Annotated in this window: 19 protein-coding genes; 13 read left to right on the forward strand and 6 right to left on the reverse strand. The window is 66.3% G+C overall.

Going from position 1 to position 16829, the window contains the following annotated elements; genetic code table 11:
- Positions 1–291: 291 nt before the first annotated feature.
- Complete coding sequence (locus G0D83_RS02655; RefSeq protein WP_164189254.1) at positions 292–1200, reverse strand: AEC family transporter; 909 nt, start codon at positions 1198–1200, stop codon at positions 292–294.
- A gap of 177 nt (positions 1201–1377) precedes the next feature.
- On the opposite strand from G0D83_RS02655, the gene G0D83_RS02660 reads away from it, so the two are divergent.
- Entirely contained in the window at positions 1378–1839 is a 462-nt protein-coding gene (locus G0D83_RS02660; protein ID WP_108969012.1) for an Lrp/AsnC family transcriptional regulator, read from the forward strand.
- Between the two features lie 9 nt (positions 1840–1848).
- Here G0D83_RS02660 and G0D83_RS02665 read toward each other — a convergent pair whose 3' ends face one another.
- A complete protein-coding gene (locus G0D83_RS02665) occupies positions 1849–3279 on the reverse strand; it encodes an aminotransferase class V-fold PLP-dependent enzyme (protein ID WP_164189256.1) in 1431 nt (476 codons plus the stop codon).
- Positions 3280–3585: 306 nt separating this feature from the next.
- On the opposite strand from G0D83_RS02665, the gene G0D83_RS02670 reads away from it, so the two are divergent.
- From G0D83_RS02670 to G0D83_RS02695, 6 genes are all read left to right on the forward strand, one after another.
- Complete coding sequence (locus tag G0D83_RS02670) at positions 3586–4500, forward strand: LysR family transcriptional regulator (RefSeq protein ID WP_164189258.1); 915 nt, start codon at positions 3586–3588, stop codon at positions 4498–4500.
- Positions 4501–4747: 247 nt separating this feature from the next.
- The gene (locus tag G0D83_RS02675) at positions 4748–5905 is read left to right on the forward strand and encodes an ABC transporter substrate-binding protein (protein WP_164189260.1); all 1158 of its coding nucleotides are present in this window, start codon (positions 4748–4750) and stop codon (positions 5903–5905) included.
- Between the two features lie 65 nt (positions 5906–5970).
- The gene (locus tag G0D83_RS02680) at positions 5971–6969 is read left to right on the forward strand and encodes an ABC transporter ATP-binding protein (protein ID WP_164189262.1); all 999 of its coding nucleotides are present in this window, start codon (positions 5971–5973) and stop codon (positions 6967–6969) included.
- A 2-nt stretch (positions 6970–6971) separates the two neighbouring features.
- Positions 6972–7922: an ABC transporter permease gene (locus G0D83_RS02685; protein ID WP_164189264.1), complete on the forward strand. Its 951-nt coding sequence runs from the start codon at positions 6972–6974 to the stop codon at positions 7920–7922.
- Positions 7912–8718, forward strand: a complete 807-nt coding sequence (locus tag G0D83_RS02690) for an ABC transporter permease (protein ID WP_164189266.1) — start codon at positions 7912–7914, stop codon at positions 8716–8718. The genes G0D83_RS02685 and G0D83_RS02690 overlap by 11 nt, the downstream gene beginning before the upstream one ends.
- A gap of 25 nt (positions 8719–8743) precedes the next feature.
- Entirely contained in the window at positions 8744–10168 is a 1425-nt protein-coding gene (locus tag G0D83_RS02695; protein WP_164189268.1) for a gamma-aminobutyraldehyde dehydrogenase, read from the forward strand.
- Positions 10169–10201: 33 nt separating this feature from the next.
- Here G0D83_RS02695 and G0D83_RS02700 read toward each other — a convergent pair whose 3' ends face one another.
- The 4 genes from G0D83_RS02700 to G0D83_RS02715 all read right to left on the reverse strand — a co-directional run bounded on the left by G0D83_RS02700 (position 10202) and on the right by G0D83_RS02715 (position 12920).
- Entirely contained in the window at positions 10202–11110 is a 909-nt protein-coding gene (locus G0D83_RS02700) for an MBL fold metallo-hydrolase (protein ID WP_164189269.1), read from the reverse strand.
- A gap of 71 nt (positions 11111–11181) precedes the next feature.
- Positions 11182–12219 carry a YeeE/YedE family protein gene (locus G0D83_RS02705; protein ID WP_164189272.1) on the reverse strand — a complete coding sequence of 346 codons (1038 nt, stop codon included), beginning with the start codon at positions 12217–12219 and terminating at the stop codon, positions 11182–11184.
- Between the two features lie 42 nt (positions 12220–12261).
- Positions 12262–12609, reverse strand: coding sequence for a helix-turn-helix transcriptional regulator (locus G0D83_RS02710; RefSeq protein ID WP_235940372.1), 348 nt, complete (start codon positions 12607–12609; stop codon positions 12262–12264).
- Between the two features lie 5 nt (positions 12610–12614).
- The gene (locus G0D83_RS02715) at positions 12615–12920 is read right to left on the reverse strand and encodes a thioredoxin family protein (protein ID WP_370457142.1); all 306 of its coding nucleotides are present in this window, start codon (positions 12918–12920) and stop codon (positions 12615–12617) included.
- 154 nt (positions 12921–13074) lie between these two features.
- Here G0D83_RS02715 and G0D83_RS02720 point away from each other — a divergent pair, with 154 nt between their 5' ends.
- From G0D83_RS02720 to soxA, 6 genes are all read left to right on the forward strand, one after another.
- Entirely contained in the window at positions 13075–13809 is a 735-nt protein-coding gene (locus tag G0D83_RS02720) for a cytochrome c biogenesis CcdA family protein (RefSeq protein ID WP_164189276.1), read from the forward strand.
- A gap of 27 nt (positions 13810–13836) precedes the next feature.
- Complete coding sequence (locus tag G0D83_RS02725; protein WP_164189278.1) at positions 13837–14415, forward strand: thioredoxin family protein; 579 nt, start codon at positions 13837–13839, stop codon at positions 14413–14415.
- A 168-nt stretch (positions 14416–14583) separates the two neighbouring features.
- Positions 14584–15063, forward strand: a complete 480-nt coding sequence (gene soxX / locus G0D83_RS02730; protein WP_164189280.1) for a sulfur oxidation c-type cytochrome SoxX — start codon at positions 14584–14586, stop codon at positions 15061–15063.
- A 13-nt stretch (positions 15064–15076) separates the two neighbouring features.
- Positions 15077–15493 carry a thiosulfate oxidation carrier protein SoxY gene (gene soxY / locus G0D83_RS02735; protein ID WP_164189282.1) on the forward strand — a complete coding sequence of 139 codons (417 nt, stop codon included), beginning with the start codon at positions 15077–15079 and terminating at the stop codon, positions 15491–15493.
- A 15-nt stretch (positions 15494–15508) separates the two neighbouring features.
- Positions 15509–15838, forward strand: a complete 330-nt coding sequence (soxZ, locus tag G0D83_RS02740) for a thiosulfate oxidation carrier complex protein SoxZ (RefSeq protein WP_108968982.1) — start codon at positions 15509–15511, stop codon at positions 15836–15838.
- A 90-nt stretch (positions 15839–15928) separates the two neighbouring features.
- Positions 15929–16783 (forward strand): sulfur oxidation c-type cytochrome SoxA, encoded by an 855-nt coding sequence (soxA, locus tag G0D83_RS02745; protein ID WP_164189284.1) that lies wholly within the window; start codon positions 15929–15931, stop codon positions 16781–16783.
- Positions 16784–16829 lie beyond the last annotated feature (46 nt).

Consider the following 16829-nt stretch of genomic DNA (forward strand, 5'->3'; position numbering starts at 1 on the left):
GCAAACCGGGCCGATCAACGGAAATTTCGCAGTTCTCAGGCCGCATGTTTTTTGAACAATTCCTGAGGGCGCGATGCGCCACTTCCGGTGGGTCGCCGAATCTCGGAGAAAACAAGTGATTTTCCGGCAATCTCTGCATGGCGCCCGGTTCTGCCGTCTCGGAGTAAGTGCACAAATTTAGAGCGTACGCATTTTCAGAACGCTTTTGGCGACAAATTCTCCCGCCGCGGGCCAGGCGCGGCGGCCTCCCTGCGTGGGCTTGAACCTATGCACGCGGCCCGCAGGCCCGCCCTAGCCCAGGCCCAGCACCAGCAACACGAGGGGAATCGTCAGCACGCCGAGCAGGGTCTGCGCCGTCACCAGCCCGGCCATGAGCGTGCCGTCCCCGCCCATCTGCCGGGTCAGCACGTAGGCCGTCGGCGCGGTCGGGATTGCCGAGAAGACCACCAGCACCAAGGCTTCCACCGGGCCGAGGCCGACGGCCGCCGCCACCAGCGCCGCGATGCCCGGAACAAGCACCAGACGCAGCGCCGCGTTGCCCGCGAGCGCCGGCAGATCCCCGCGCAGCGATCCCGGCCGGAGGGCCGCGCCGACGCACAAGAGGCCAAGCGGCAGACTGCCGCGCGCGAGCAACTCGAGGAAGCGGTCTGCGCCGAAGGGCAGCCCCGCGCCGACAAGCGCAAGCGCGATCCCGGCAAGGCAGGCAAGGATCAGCGGATTGCGCAGCATGGTCTTCAGCAGCACCCCGGGACGGCGCAGCACCTCAGCCTCGCTCAGCGCCACGATCGACAGCACGTTGACCAGGGGAACGGCGATGGCGAGATAAACCGCCGCGCGCGAGACGCCTTCGGGGCCGGCAAGGCTCGCGGTGATCGCCAGCCCCAGGTAGGTGTTGAAGCGCACCGCCCCCTGCAGCGCGGGGCCGAAGCGCGCCGCGGGTGTCGGCCAGAGGCGGCGTGCCAGCGCCATGCCAAGCGCCACGAGGCAGATCGTGGCGACGGTCGCCCCGCCGAGCTTCAGCAATTGCGGATCATCCAGCGGCGCGCGAAGCAGGCTCGACACGAGCAGGGCCGGGAACAGGAGGAAGTAGTTCAGGCGCTCCGCGGCGGGCCAGAAGCCCGCGTCGGGAAACCCCTTGCGGGACAGGAAAAACCCCAGGCAGATGAGCCCGAACAAGGGCCAAATGGTGATGAACAGCACGCCGCGACTCCAAGTATGCCGCCGTGGCACCCGGGCCGGACGGCGCCTCTCCCCTATAGCGCGGCCGTGGTGCGAGGTCAGCGGCCTTCTGCCCCTGGTCGCCTCAGCCTTCGCGGACCTACCATTGCCCGACTTCTTAGGATAGATTTCCCCAACTTCAGCCTTGGGAAGAAATCAATGCTCGACACCTACGATCGGAAGATCCTCGCACTGCTCCAGCGCAACGCCGAGATGCCGGTCACCGAGATCGCCGCCGAGATCGGCCTCACCACCACGCCCTGCTGGCGCCGCATTCGCAAGCTCGAGGAGCGCGGCTATTTCAAGCGCCGCGTGGCGCTGCTCGACGAGGAGAAGCTCAACGTCGGGGTTTCGGTTTTCATGGCGATCCGCACCAACCAGCACAGCCGCGATTGGGCGCGCGCCTTCGTCAAGGCGGCCGAGGAGATCCCCGAGATCGTCGACATTTTCCGTCTGGCGGGCGAGGTCGACTACATGCTGCGCGTCGTGGTTCCGGATATCGCGACCTTCGACAAGGTCTACCAGCGACTGATCCAGAAGGTCGAGATCCACGACGTCTCGTCGATGTTCGCGATGGAGACCATCAAGTCGAGCACCGAGCTGCCGCTCGACTACGTCTGAAGCCCGGCTTCAGGCCGCGCTGGCCGAGAAGATCGCCCGGGCGCCGTCCACCTCGTAGCTGCCCACGTGGGCCACCGCGTCGCGCGAGAGCGTGGCGACGCTCTGCAATATGAAATCCACCTCTGCCTCGCTCATCAGCACCGACAGGTTGAGCCGTACGAAGCCGGGTTTCTCCAGTTCCTGGCCCGACAGGATCGCCGCGCGGATCCGCGCCGCGGCCTCGGTGTCAAAGCCCAGCAGGCGCAGCACGTAGGGGCCGGCGCAGGCGCAGCCGCCGCGGGCCTGGATGCCGAACCGGTCGCTCAGCATCTTCGTGGCCAGCTGCTGGTGGATGTACCCGCCACGCGGGTCGCGCAGGCGAAAAGAGAGGACGGGGAGGCGCGCGGCCCCGGTGTTGCCGAGCAGCTCGATGCCGGGCTCGGCCTGCCATGCGACGATGGCGCGCGCGGCCAGTTCGGCGTTGCGCTGCGCCATGTGATCCGCACCGATTTCTTCCTTAACGATCACCGCCAGGGCCGCGCGGATGTCGCCGACGACATTGGGCGTACCCGCCTCCTCGCGCGCCTCCAGCGCGCCGGAATAGTCATGCCCGTCGGAGGACACGAAGCGCACGGTGCCGCCGCCGACCCATGTCGGATGCTCGGCGACCACAGCATCGCGGCGCAGCACCATCACGCCCGAGGCGCCCGGCCCGCCGATGAACTTGTGCGGCGAGAAGACCAGCGCGTCGATGCCTGCGCCCTGCTGGTCCATGGCCATCGGCAGGTAGGGCCCTCCCCCGGCATAATCCCAGACCATCAGCGCACCCGCTTCCTTTGCCCGGCGGGTGAGGCCCGCGACGTCGGCGATGATCCCCGAGACGTTCGAGGCCGCCGAGAAGGCGCAGATCACCCGGTCGTAGTCCGCCTTGTCGGCGAGCGCCGCATCGAGCGCGGCAAGCTCCGGCCCGCCGCCGCCCGCCTCGGGCAATTCGACCACCTCGGCACCGCTCTCGCGCCACGGCAGAATGTTGGAGTGATGCTCGTAGGGGCCGAGGATGACTTTCACCTTGCCATGGTCCGCGCCCAGCAGATGCACCAGCCGGTTGATCCCCGCCGTCGCCCCGCTCCCCGCGAAGATCACCGCGTGTTCGGGACCGGCGCCGCAATGGTCGGCAATGGTGGCGCGCGCGGCGGCCCGCAGCCGGGTCATGAATCCGCCGCAGAAGGACGCCTCGGTGTGGCTGTTGGCATAATAGGGCAACACGCTCTCGAGCAGGAACATCTCGAGCGTCTTCAGCGCCCGGCCCGAGGCGACGTAATCGGCGTAGACCAGCGGCTTGGGCCCGAAAGGTCCATCCACCATCGCGCCCTTGCCCACGAGGTCTTCGCCCATCCGTGCCACAGGCGGCAGGGCCTGACGGAAGGAGGTCAGCAGGGCGGTGGGATCTGTGCAGGACATGGGATGCTCTTCTGGCTCGATGGGGCAGCTTTGCGCGTTCAGCGCGGTTGAAAGCAGCCTAGCATCGGCAGAGGCGCAAGAGTTTCCAAATGCGCTCTCCTGGACCGCCGAACACAGCAATCTCATTCCAAGATTATGTCCGATATGAGCATAATATATCCCTCATGCGCCTCGCCGCGCCACCTCTGCCCTCATTGTCCGCGCTCCAGCCCACCTTGGCGGCGCGTTGCCCCTTCCCCGAGGAACAGGCTTGCGCGGTGCGCGCAAAGCGCCCTTCAATGCGCCTGACACCCGGGGGAGCGCGCCATGTCCTTTACCTTGAAACAACTCCGCTATTTCGTCGCCGTGGCCGAGAAGGGCTCGGTCATCGGCGCGGCGCAGATACTGTCGATCTCCCAATCGGCGGTGACGGAGGCACTGAAGAACCTCGAGGCCGATCTTGGCGTCACCCTTTTCGAGCGCCACGCGCGCGGCCTCGACATCACCCACAGCGGCCACCAGTTCCTGCGCCACGCGACGAAGATCCTGTCGGACGTGTCGGGCGCGCGGCGGGCCTTTCAGCGCGCACCGGGCACCACGCAGGGGCGGCTCAACATCGGGGTGACCTCACTGATGGCGGGCTACGTCATGTCCGACCTGCTGTCGCGTTACCGGCGGATGAACCCTGCGGTGGAGGTCTCGGCTCTGGAGGATCAGGGCGAATACCTCGAGCACCTGCTGATCGGGGGCGAGCTCGACGTGGCGGTCATGGTGATCTCCAACCTGCGCGACCGCATGGCGCTGCAATCCGAGATCCTCGACGTGTCCTCCTTCCGGCTCTGGCTGCCGCTGGGCCACAAGCTGACGGCCCGAGAGAGCATCGGCCTCGACGACGTGGCGCGCGAACAGCTCATCATGCTCAACGTCGACGAGATGGAGGAGGAGGCGGTGAAGTTGCTCTCGGCCTTCGGACGCAAGCCGCAGATTGCCTTTCGCACGCGGTCGGTGGAGGCGGTGCGCAGCCTCGTCGCCACCGGCGCGGGCGTGGCGCTGCTGCCGGACCTCGTCTATCGGCCGTGGTCGCTCGACGGCGACCGGATCGAGAGCCGCGACGTCTCGGGCAGCCTGCCGATCGTGCAGGTGGGCATGGTCTGGCGCAAGGGGTTGCCACTCTCGGAAGCGGTGCAGGATTTCCTGTCGCTGGCGCGGATGGGACAGGCGGAAAGACCGGGGCGTTTCTGAAGGGGCGAGCTATCGGTTTTTCCGAATGCTCATTTCTGATTTATGAATTTGCGAACGCAGCGACGGCGTCACATGATTTTCGTGCGGGAGAATGGCGCGTGGCCGAACGGCCGAAAGACGCCCCCGTGCCGCGGCGCAGGTCGCCACCGGCTCTGACACCAACAGCGAATTTCGGGCCGTCGCCCGAGCCGGGGACGTGTCTCGCACGGCCACCCGTCTCCTGCGGCCTGCCCACAGGGAGAGTGCAATGACCAACCGTTTCATCACCGCCGCAGTGAGCGCGATCACCGCCGCTTCGCTGGCGACGAGCGCCGTCGCGCAGATGACCGAGATCGGCGAGGGCGAAGGTGAGCTGTCGATCGTCGCCTGGGCCGGCTACATCGAGCGCGGCGAGACCGATGCCGCCTTTGACTGGGTGACCAAGTTCGAGGAAGAAACCTCCTGCAAGGTCTCCGTGAAAACCGCCAACACCTCGGACGAGATGGTGGCGCTGATGAACGAGGGCGGGTTTGACCTCGTCACCGCCTCGGGCGACGCCTCGCTGCGGATGATCGCCGGCAAGCGGGTGCAGCCGATCAACGTGGACCTCATCCCCTCGTGGAGCAAGGTGGACGACCGCCTGAAGGACGCGCCTTGGCATACGGTAGACGGCGAGCATTACGGCACCCCCTACATGTGGGGCCCGAACGTGCTGATGTACAACACCGAGGCCTTCCCCGAGGCGCCGACCTCGTGGAACGTCGTGTTCGAGGAAACAACCCTCGCCGACGGATCGAGCAACAAGGGACGGGTGCAGGCCTATGACGGGCCGATCCACATCGCAGACGCAGCCAATTACCTGATGGCGCACCAGCCCGAACTCGGGATCACCGACCCCTATGAGTTGAACGCCGACCAATATGCCGCCGCGCTCGATCTGCTGCGCGGCCAGCGCGAGCTGGTGAGCCGCTACTGGCACGACGCCTTCATCCAGATCGACGACTTCAAGAACGAAGGCATGGTCGCCTCGGGCTCCTGGCCGTTCCAGGTCAACCTGCTGCAGGCCGACGGCGTGCCCGTCGCCTCGGTGATCCCCGAGGAAGGCGCGACCGGTTGGGCCGACACCACCATGCTGCATGCCGAGGCCGAGCATCCAAACTGCGCCTACATGTGGATGGAGCACACGCTCTCGTCCAACCTGCAGTCCGATCTCTCGGTCTGGTTCGGCGCCGTGCCTTCGGTGCCCTCCGCCTGTTCGGACGGGTCGGGCATGCAGACCCAGGAAGGCTGCGACGCCAACGGCCTCGCGCAGTTCGACAAGATCAAGTTCTGGAAGACCCCGGTGGCCAAGTGCGAAAGCCAGGACGAATGCGTGCCCTACTACCGCTGGGTGTCCGACTACATCGGCGTGATCGGCGGCCGCTGATCGCCTTCCCTGACCTTCCCCGCGCCGCCACCCTGCGGCGCGGGCACAAGAACCGGAACACTCCCATGCCAGCCGTGAGCTTCGACCACGTCTCCCGCCACTTCGGGGCGGTGAAGGCGGTGGATGACGTCATCCTCGACATTGCCGAAGGCGAGTTCTTCGCCATGCTGGGGCCCTCGGGCTCGGGCAAGACCACCTGCCTGCGCCTGATCGCCGGCTTCGAGCGCCCGACGGCGGGCGACATCCGCATCTTCGGCGCCCCCGTTGCCGATCTGCCGCCCTACAAGCGGCAGGTGAACACGGTGTTCCAGGATTACGCGCTGTTCCCGCATCTCAACGTTCGCGACAACGTCGCCTACGGGCTGATGATCGCCGGGCGTGGCAAACGCGAACGCCACGCCGAGGCCGAGGCGGCGCTCGAGATGGTGCGGCTCGGCGGCTACGGCAGCCGCAAACCGTCCGAGCTGTCGGGCGGCCAGCGCCAGCGCGTCGCTCTGGCTCGCGCGCTGGTCAACAAGCCGCGCGTGCTGCTGCTCGACGAGCCGCTCGGCGCGCTCGATCTGAAGCTGCGCGAGCAGATGCAGGAAGAGCTGAAGACCCTGCAGCGCCAGCTTGGCATCACCTTTGTCTTCGTCACCCACGACCAGGGCGAGGCGCTGTCGATGGCCGACCGCGTGGCGGTGTTCAACGACGGCAAGATCATCCAGGTCGGCAGCCCCGAGGACATCTACTTCCGACCCGAGGTGCCCTTTGTCGCTGATTTCGTCGGCTCGTCGAACGTGCTGCCCGAGGCGCTGGTCGCCCGGCTGACCGGCGAGACCTGCCCGGCCGCGATCCGCCCCGAGCGTCTGCGGCTGACCTCCGAGGGGCCGCTGAAGGCGCGTGTCACCGGGCTCAGCTTCCTCGGCCTCAGCACGCGGGTCAGCTTCGACGCGGACGGCACCCGGCTCACCGCGCTCTTGCCGCAGGACGCGCTGCGCCCCCGCGAGGGCGACGAGGTGGCGTTGAGCTGGGCACCCGAGGATCTGCACCTGATGCGGGCCAGCCAGCGGGCCGGGGCATGAGCATGGTGGATACGAGCCCAACCGCGCAGGCTGGCCCTTCCGAAGGGCTTCTGACCCGGGTCTCCGACACGCTTTGGCGGCGTCCGACGCTGCTCTTGCTGATCCTGCTGACGCCGCCGGCGCTGTGGCTCGGCATCATTTACCTCGGCTCGCTCTTCGCGCTGCTGCTGCAGAGCTTCTTCTCGATCGACCACTTCACCGGGCTGATCAACCACGAGTTCACGCTGGCGACCTACGCCGAGCTCTTCACCCCGGCCAACTTCGACATCATCCGCCGCACGGTGGGCATGGCGGCGCTGGTCACGGTGGCCTCCGCCGCGGTCGCCTTTCCCATCGCCTACTATGCCGCGCGCTACGCCAGGGGCGCGTGGCGGGCGCTCTTCTACCTCGGCATCATGATGCCGCTGTGGTCGAGCTATCTGGTGAAGGTCTACGCCTGGAAGCTGATCCTCGCCAAGGAAGGCATCCTGACCTGGATCTTCGACGGGCTCCACCTGACATGGCTGCTCGACGCCTATCTCGCGCTGCCGGTCATCGGGGGCAACTCGCTCTCGGTCAGCCCCACCGGCACCTTCCTTGTCTTCGTCTACGTCTGGCTGCCCTACATGGTGCTGCCGATCCAGGCCGCGCTGGAGCGGGTGCCGACCTCGATGCTCGAGGCCAGCGGCGATCTCGGCGCGACACCCTCGCAGACCTTCCGCCACGTGCTGCTGCCGCTGGCGCTGCCGGGGGTGGTCGCGGGCTCGATCTTCACCTTCTCGCTGACGCTCGGAGATTACATCATCCCGCAGATCATCGGCACCTCGCGGCTCTTCATCGGCCAGGCGGTCTACCAGCATCAGGGCATCGCCGGGAACATCCCGCTGGCCGCCGCCTTCGCCGTGGTGCCGATCGTGATCATGGGCGTCTACCTCTGGATCGCCAAGCGCATGGGGGCCTTCGATGCACTCTGAGCGCGCCTCTCTGAAGCTCAAGATCGCCGCTGCCGCGGGCCTGCTGTTCCTACATCTGCCGATCCTGCTCATCTTCGTCTACGCCTTCACCACGGAAGAGAAATCCTTCCAGTGGCCGCCGCCCGGCTACACGCTGAAGTGGTTCGCGGCCACCTGGGACCGGCCCGACGTCTGGGAGGCGATGGCGCTCAGCCTCAAGGTCGCGGCGATTTCGACGCTGCTCGCGATGATCCTCGGCACGCTCTGCGCCGCCGCGGTGAGCCGCACGAAGTTCTTCGGTCGCGAGAGCATCTCGCTCTTGGTGATCCTGCCCATCGCCCTGCCGGGCGTTGTGACGGGCATCGCCCTGCGCTCGGCCTTTTCCATCGCCGAGGTGCCGTTCAGCACCTGGACCATCGTGCTCGGCCACGCGACCTTCTGCGTGGTGATCGTCTACAACAACGCCGTCGCCCGATTCCGCCGCACCAGCGGCAGCCTCATCGAGGCCTCGATGGATCTGGGCGCCAACCTCTTTCAGACGCTGCGGTACGTCATCCTGCCCAATATCGCCACCGCGCTGGTGGTCGGCGGCATGCTGGCCTTCGCGCTCAGCTTCGACGAGGTCATCGTCACCACCTTCACCGCCGGGCAGCAGCAGACGCTGCCGATCTGGATGCTCGAGGAACTGGTGCGCCCGCGCGAACGCCCGGTGACCAACGTGGTCGCCATGGTGGTGGTGCTGGTCACCCTGCTGCCCATCCTGGGCGCCTATTATCTCACCCGCGGGACCGAAGCGGTCGCCGGTCAGGGCAAATAAAGAACGGAAAGTAACGGAGGACATCATGCAGACCAAGATGCTGATCGGCGGCGCTCAGGAAGCCGGGAAAGAGACCGAAGAAGCGGTGCTCAACCCGCGCACCGGCGAGCTGATCGTGAAGATGCCCGAGGCGGACATGGATCAGGTGAACCGCGCCGTGGGCGCTGCCCGCGCCGCCTTCCCCGGTTGGGCGCGCACCACCGCGGCGCACCGCTCCGGCCTCTTGCTGGCGCTGGCCGACGCCATCGAGGCGCGGGCCGAGGAGTTCGTGGCGCTGGAATCGCTCAACTGCGGCAAACCGATCGACTGCGTGCGCGGCGACGAGGTGCCTGCGGTGGCCGACTGCTTCCGTTTCTTCGCCGGCGCCGTGCGCAACATGCACGGGCCCTTGGCGGGTGAATACATGGAGGGCCACACCTCGATGATCCGCCGCGATCCCATCGGCGTCGTCGCCTCGATCGCGCCTTGGAACTACCCGATGATGATGATGGCCTGGAAGCTGGCCCCGGCGCTCGCGGGCGGCAACACGGTGGTGATGAAGCCCTCGGAGCAGACGCCGCTGACCGCGCTTCTGATGGCCGAGATCATCGCCGGGATCTTCCCCGCAGGCGTGGTCAACGTGATCGTCGGCCAAGGCGCCACGGTCGGTAACGCGCTGATCAACCACCCGCAGGTCGACATGGTCTCGATCACCGGCGATGTGGCGACCGGGCGCAAAGTCCTGCAGGCGGCCTCGAAGTCGGTCAAGCGGACGCATCTGGAGCTGGGCGGCAAGGCCCCGGTCATCGTCATGGACGACGCCGATCTCGGTCGCGTCGTCGAGGGGCTGCGCGCCTTCGGCTATTACAACGCCGGGCAGGATTGCACCGCCGCCTGCCGCATCTACGCAGGCGCGAAGGTCTATGACAATCTGGTGGCGGATCTCTCCTCGGCCGTGTCCTCGATCACCTTCGACGATGCCGACGACACCAAGAACGAGATCCCGCCGCTCATCTCCCTGCGCCAGCGCGACCGGGTGGCAAGCTTCGTGCAGCGCGCCTCGGAGCTCAAACACATCGAGGTGACCACCGGCGGCGCCCTGCACGAGGGCTCGGGCTTCTACTACCGCCCCACGGTCATCGCGGGCGCCCTGCAGGAGGACGAGATCGTCCAGCGCGAGGTCTTCGGCCCCGTCGTCTCGATCACCCGCTTCGACGATGCCGACACCGCCGTGGCCTGGGCCAACGACAGCCAGTACGGGCTTGCCTCGTCGGTCTGGACCGAGAACATCGGCCGGGCGCTCGATATGTCGGCACGGCTGCAATACGGCTGCACCTGGGTGAACACCCACTTCATGCTGGTCAACGAAATGCCGCACGGCGGGCTCAAGCAGTCGGGCTACGGCAAGGACATGTCGATGTATGCGCTCGAGGATTACACCGTGGCGCGGCACGTGATGATTGCCCACTAGACATGCGCTGGGGCGGCCCCGCCGCCCCACGCCTCAGAGCGGGACGAAGCGGTATCCATCCTCCGCCCGCTCCACGTGGCCCATGCCGCCTTGCGACAGGTGGAAGCCGATGACCGGCATCTGTTCCTGCACCAGCCGGTCCATCAGCGCCACGCGGGTCTTCGCGCCCAGCTCCGGGTCCTGGTCAGAGTTCGCCTCCCATCCCGGTCGGGCAAACGCCACGTGGTCGTTGCCGATGGCATCACCAACGATCAGCGCCGCCGCCTGTCCTTGCCGCAGTTCGAACGCCATATGGCCGGGCGTGTGCCCCGGCGTGAGGATCGCCGCGAGGCCGGGCAGGATTTCATCGCCATCCTCGAAGCGCTCGATCCGATCCTCGATCACCTCCATCCTCCGCCGCGCGCCGATAGCGAAGATTTGGCGTTCGGCGCCGATGGACTCCACGGTCGCCGGATCCCACCAGTAGTCCCATTCCGCGCGGCCCATGAGGTAGCGGGCCTCTGGAAACGCGGGCTCGTCGAATTCGTCGAGAAGCCCCCAGATGTGGTCGGGATGCGCATGGGTGAACACCACTGCCGTCACCTGCTCGGGGGTGATCCCGGTGGCCTCGAGGTTGCCTTGCAGCGCCCCGGCGCTCTGCATGAAATCAGGCCCCGCGCCGACGTCGAAGAGCACGGTCTGCTCGCCATCCTGCCAGAGGGTCACGTTGCATTCGGGTGTCAGTCGCTGGCGGTCGATGTGCCGCGCGGCAAGGATCGACGCCAGCTCGGGCTCGGGCATGCCGTCGAAGACGAAGTCGCCGGGCAGCACGAGGTTGCCGTCGCTTACGGTGAGCAGCCGGCCCGTGCCGAGCTGGGTCTCGGCGATCAGCCTACGGGGCAGCAGCGGCGCGAGGCCGGCGGCCGCGGCGGTTTGCAGCAGGTGTCTGCGGGTAAGTGGCATGGTCTCTCCTCCCATTCACACATTCGCATTCTATGATGCAAATCGTGGGACGGGAAGAGCTGAATGCGTCGCTACTCTGCGGGCGCGAAACCGACGATAAGCTGGCGTAGCCCGATCGCCGCCCCCGCGAAGATCGACAGCAGCGCGACGGGGGCGCTGAACGACAGCAGGGAGAAAGCGCTCAGCCCCTGCCCGACGCTGCAGCCCGCGGCCAGAACCGCCCCCGGGCCCATCAGCGCCGCGCCGAGGATCTGCCGTTTCAACTCGCGCGGGTCCTCGCAGGCCTCCCACCGGAAGTGCCCCTTGCGCAGCGAGCCGAGGAAGGCGCCGATCAGAACGCCACCCACTGAGCCCACGGCAAAGCCGGGCGCCGCCGCCGAGGCCGTCATCAGCCACAGAAGGGTCTCGCCAAGCGGGCGCGCGAAGGAATGGCTCTCGACCGAGGTTGCGCCGAAGCTCTGCGTCGCGGCCATCTGCGTGCCGACCCAGCCCGAGGTTACCGCGAGTCCAACCACCACGCCCCAGAAGATGTGCCGCCCGGCGCGCGCCATGCCGCCGCCCGACAGCGAGAGTGCGACCAGCGCCCCGCCCACCACCAGCCCGGTCAGCAGCGGTGCGCCGGTGACCTGCGACAACGCTTGCGGCGACGTGGCCGGTGCGTCGGGAAAGACGGTGATCCGCAGCAGCGCCAGCGGGCCGGAGAGGGTGACATAGGCGGTCAGCCCCATAACGACGACGATCACCAGCGAGCGCAGGTCTCCGCCGCCAAGACGCGCCAAAGCGCCGTAGCCGCAGTTGCCCGAGAGCGCCATGCCGTAGCCGAAGAGCAGCCCGCCGAGCGCGGTGCCGGGCAGCGACCATTGCCGCGAGAGATAGAAAGTCTCGCCGGCGTCGAGCCATCCCGCGGAAATCGCGGCCTGCGTGGCGATCACCGCCGTGCCGATCGCAAGCCCCCACATCCTCAGACGCCGGGTGTCCGAGGAATAGAGCGCGTCCTCGATCGCGCCGAGCGTGCAGAAACGCCCGAGCCGGGCGGCAAGGCCAAGTGCGATGCCTCCAAGAAATCCCACGAGCGCCGCCAGCGCGGCGCCGTCACCAAAATCGAACATTCCGACTGTCGCTCCCTTCCGACCGCCAGCATGCGCCGCCGGTCACTCCTCCCGACAGAACAGGTCGTAGATGACTTCCATGATCTTCTTCGGACGGTCATCCGTCAACGAGTAGTAGATCGTCTTGCCGTCCCGCCGCGGGGTGACCAGCCCCTCGAGCCGCAGCCGAGAGAGCTGCTGCGAGACCGCCGACTGCCGCGCCGAGAGCAGATCCTCGAGTTCGGTGACCGATTTTTCGCCCGAGGCAAGGTGGCACAGGATCATCATCCGCCCGCCGTGGCTCATCGCCTTGAGCAGGTTCGACGCCTCTTCGGCTTTTTCCATGAACCGGTCCATTTCCGGCTCGCTCATACCCTCGTCAAAGACGGGGAGGTGGGCTGCGTTCGACATCGGCGTCATCCGTTTATCTGCGCGGGAGGTGGCGCGGGCGAGGCGGAAACCTCTTCGATCAGGCGGGCAAGCAGTGCCCAGAAAAAGTCTTGTCCAGGATAGCCTTCGATTCGTCCGGTTTCCATCCCGTCCGTCACCAGAATGAACGTTGGCGTAAAGGCAACGGGCCGCGCGAGGTCAATATCTTGCGGCAAGTCACGAATGTCGGCCCGGCGCAGCGGCGCGGCCTGCCCCTCTGCGGTCTTGGGATAGATCGGCGCGATTTCTTTGTCCCAGGCCTCGCAATAGCGGCAACCAGCCTGCTCGGCCATGAGCAGCAGGGTCTCGGCCCGCAGAGGCAGGGGCAGGATCAGAAGGAAGAGGAGAAGAAGTCGCATCTAGGGTGTTCCACAGTGGATTGACCAAGAGCCTATCACATACGTAACGTTATATGCGAATATGTATTGAAGTAGGAGCGTCGCAAGCATGTTTGATGTCACTTTCTTAGGCGCTTTCCTTGCCGGACTGCTGTCTTTCCTGTCACCCTGCATTCTGCCGATCGTGCCCTTCTACCTGTCCTATCTTGCCGGACAGGGGGTGCATGTGGTCGCCGAGACCGGCGTCGTGCCGCCCGGGCTGCGCCGCCGCGCGGTGACCGGAGCGGTGCTTTTCGCGCTCGGGGTGATCACCGTCTTCATCGGACTGGGCGCCACGGCCACCGTTTTCGGCCAGATGGTCCGCGAATGGTTCGGTGTGCTTCGTTGGTTTGCTGCTGCAATCATCATTTTGATGGGGCTGCATTTTCTCGGCGTGCTGCGCATTCCCCTGCTCTACCGGCAAGTCCGATCCGAGGCCCGGGGCGCAACCGGTTTCGTAGGCGCCTACGTCATCGGGCTGGCCTTTGCCTTCGGCTGGACCCCCTGCGTAGGTCCGGTGCTGGCGGCAATTCTCTTCACCGCCGCCGGGCAGGACACCGCGCAGCACGGCGCGCTGCTGCTGCTCACCTATGGCATCGGGATGACCCTGCCCTTCGTGCTGGCTGCCGCCTTCATCGGCCCTTTCCTGCGCTTCATGGCCCGCTTCCGCCGCCACCTCGGGCGGGTGGAAAAGGCGATGGGAGTGCTGCTCATCCTGTTCGGCGCTCTGATCGCGACCAACAGCGTCAACCTGATCGCCGCCTGGCTCATCGACACCATCCCATGGTTCAGCCGCATCGGCTGACCTTGCCCACTCCAAAGGAGGAGAGTGATGACACGACTGTTCCCCGCGCTGGCCTCGGCGGCGTTGATCGCGCTGGCCACCGCCCTGCCCGCGCCCGCCGCCCAACTCGGCGACGACGGGCTGCACAAGGCGCCCTGGATGCACGACACCTTCAAGGATCTTCGCGAGGACCTGGCCGAGGCCAATGCTGCCGGTCAGCGCCTGCTGATTCTCATCGAGCAGCGCGGCTGCATCTACTGCACCAAGATGCACGAGGAGGTGTACCCGCAGCCGGACATCGAGAGGATGCTCTCCGAAGATTTCTTCGTCATCCAGATCAACATGTTCGGCGATGTGGAGGTCACCGACCTCGATGGCACGGTGCTGCCCGAGAAGGACATGGTGCGGCGCTGGGGAATGCTTTTCACCCCCACGATGATCTTCCTGCCAGAGGAGCTGAAGGAGGTGCCCGCGCCGCAGGCTGCGGTGGCCGTCATGCCCGGCGCCTTCGAGAAGAGCACCACCCGCCACATGCTGCAATGGGTGCTGGAGAAGGGCTACGATGGCGACGAGCCGTTCCAGAAGTACCACGCTCGGAAACTTGAAGAGGGCCGCGCAAAGAACTGACAACGCTCGACAGTTACAGGCCAAAGCACAGGCGGCGCCTTGGTTGAGAGGTCCCGAAGGACGGCGCTGTCGGATGGCGTACATATCTTTAAATTCACGGCTATGAATTTGTTGTTGCAAAAACCTTGATGTGTGCCGTAGCATTCAAGTCATGGAAGGGGAGGAGACATGAAAACAACGGTCGCACTTGCGTCCGTCATCGGGATCGTTGCGTCTGCCGTGCTGGCAGACACGACAGCTCCAGATGACGTCAGCTTCACCGAATACGGCGAGGTAGAGGCCTCGCTGTCCGGCACCGCGGGCGATCCCGCGAAGGGTGCCGAAATCATGACCACCAGGTCGAAGGGCAACTGCGTGGCCTGCCATGCGGTCACCGCGCTGGCCGACGCGCCGTTCCACGGCGAGGTAGGCCCAACGCTCGACGACGTCGGCGGATATCGCTCCGAGGCCGAGCTGCGCGGCATCGTCGCCAACGCCAAGAAGATGTTCGACGGCACGGTGATGCCCGCCTTCTACAAGACCAGCGGCTTCATCCGGCCCGGCGACGGCTACACCGGAAAAGCCGCGCCCGATGACCTGCCGCCGATCCTCTCCGCCCAAGAGGTGGAGGACGTGGTGGCCTTCCTGATGACCCTTCAGGACAGCTGAGAGAGGAGACGGCATGAGCCTGACCAGACGAGATACCTTTGGGCTTGCCCTTGGCGCCATGGCGCTGACGGTCCTGCCCTTCCGCGCCAACGCCTCGGTCGACGACCTGATCTCCGAGTTCACCGGCGGTGCCGACATCGGCGACAGCGGCGTCGAGCTGACCGCGCCGGAGATCGCCGAGAATGGCAACACCGTGCCGATCAGCGTGGATGCGCCCGGCGCGTCCGAGATCCTGGTGCTTGCCGCTGGCAACCCAACCCCCGCCGTCGCCACTTTTTCCTTCGGCCCGCTGGCCGGCTCGCGCATGGCCTCGACCCGCATCAGGCTTGCCGGCACGCAGGACGTGATCGCGGTGGCGAAGCTCGAGGACGGCAGTTTCGCGCGCACCGCCAAGACCGTGAAGGTCACCATCGGCGGCTGCGGCGGCTAAGAGGAGACAAGACAGATGGCATCCGGAGTGAAACCCCGCGTCAAGGTTCCCAAGTCCGCGTCCGCGGGCGAGGTGATCACCCTCAAGACACTGATCAGCCACCCGATGGAAAGCGGCCAGCGCAAGGACAAGGAGGGAAACCTTATCCCGCGCTCGATCATCAACCGCTTCACCTGCGACTTCAACGGCCAGAACGTCATCGACGTGAAGATGGAGCCGGCGATTTCGACCAATCCCTACTTCGAGTTCGAGGCGCTGGTGCCCGAGGCCGGGGAATTCACCTTCACTTGGTACGACGACGACGGCTCGACCTACACGGACACCAAGCCGATCGAGATCGCCTGATACACGGCGGGACGCCCGGAGAGGAGCCGGGCGCCCGATACCGTCTTGCCCGTCCCCATGCCGGCCGGGCCAACTTGAGGGAGGAGACACATGACACGCAAGGCGATTGCGCTCACCGCGCTCGCCCTGCTGGCCGCACCGCTGGTGGTGCAGGCTGGCGGGCCGGATGACGACGAGCTCGTCATCAACGGCGAGATCGAGATCACCACAAAGGCCCCCGCCCCGGCGTTCCTGTCGGAGGTGATGGACGAGGTCATCTCGGGCTGGCACTTCCGCTCGGACGAGACCCAGGAACTGGAGCTCGACGACTTCGACAACCCCGGAATGATCTTCGTCGATCAGGCCCGCGAGCAATGGGATATGGTCGACGGTACCGAGGGCGAGAGCTGCGCCTCCTGCCACGGCGCACCCGAGGAGATGGCCGGGGTCAAGGCCAGCTATCCCAAGTGGAACGACGCGGCCGAGGAAGTCCGAACCCTGCAGATGCAGGTCAACGGCTGCCGCACCGAGCGCATGGGGGCCGAGCCCTGGAAATACGACAGCGCCGACGCGATCAACATGGAGGCGCTCTTGGCCTCGGTGTCGCGCGGGATGCCGGTCGACGTGGCCATCGACGGCCCGGTCGAGGCGGTCTGGGAGCAGGGCAAGGAACTCTACTACACCCGCACCGGCCAGCTCGAGCTTTCCTGCGCCAACTGCCACGAGCAGAACTACGGAAACTACATCCGCGCAGACCATCTCAGCCAGGGCCAGATCAATGGATTCCCGACCTACCGGCTGAAGAACGCGGCCCTCAACGGGGTGCAGTCGCGCTTCAAGGGCTGCGTGCGCGACACCCGCGCCGAGACCTATTCGCCGGGCAGCCCCGAGTTCATCGCGCTCGAACTCTACGTCGCCTCTCGCGGCAACGGCCTGTCGGTCGAAGGCCCCTCCGTCCGCAACTGAAGCCAGCCCCGCGCGAGCTGCTCGCGCGGGGTTTCTCTTCCCAAAC

Source organism: Salipiger sp. PrR003, assembly GCF_010500785.1.
Taxonomy (GTDB): domain Bacteria; phylum Pseudomonadota; class Alphaproteobacteria; order Rhodobacterales; family Rhodobacteraceae; genus Salipiger; species Salipiger pacificus_A.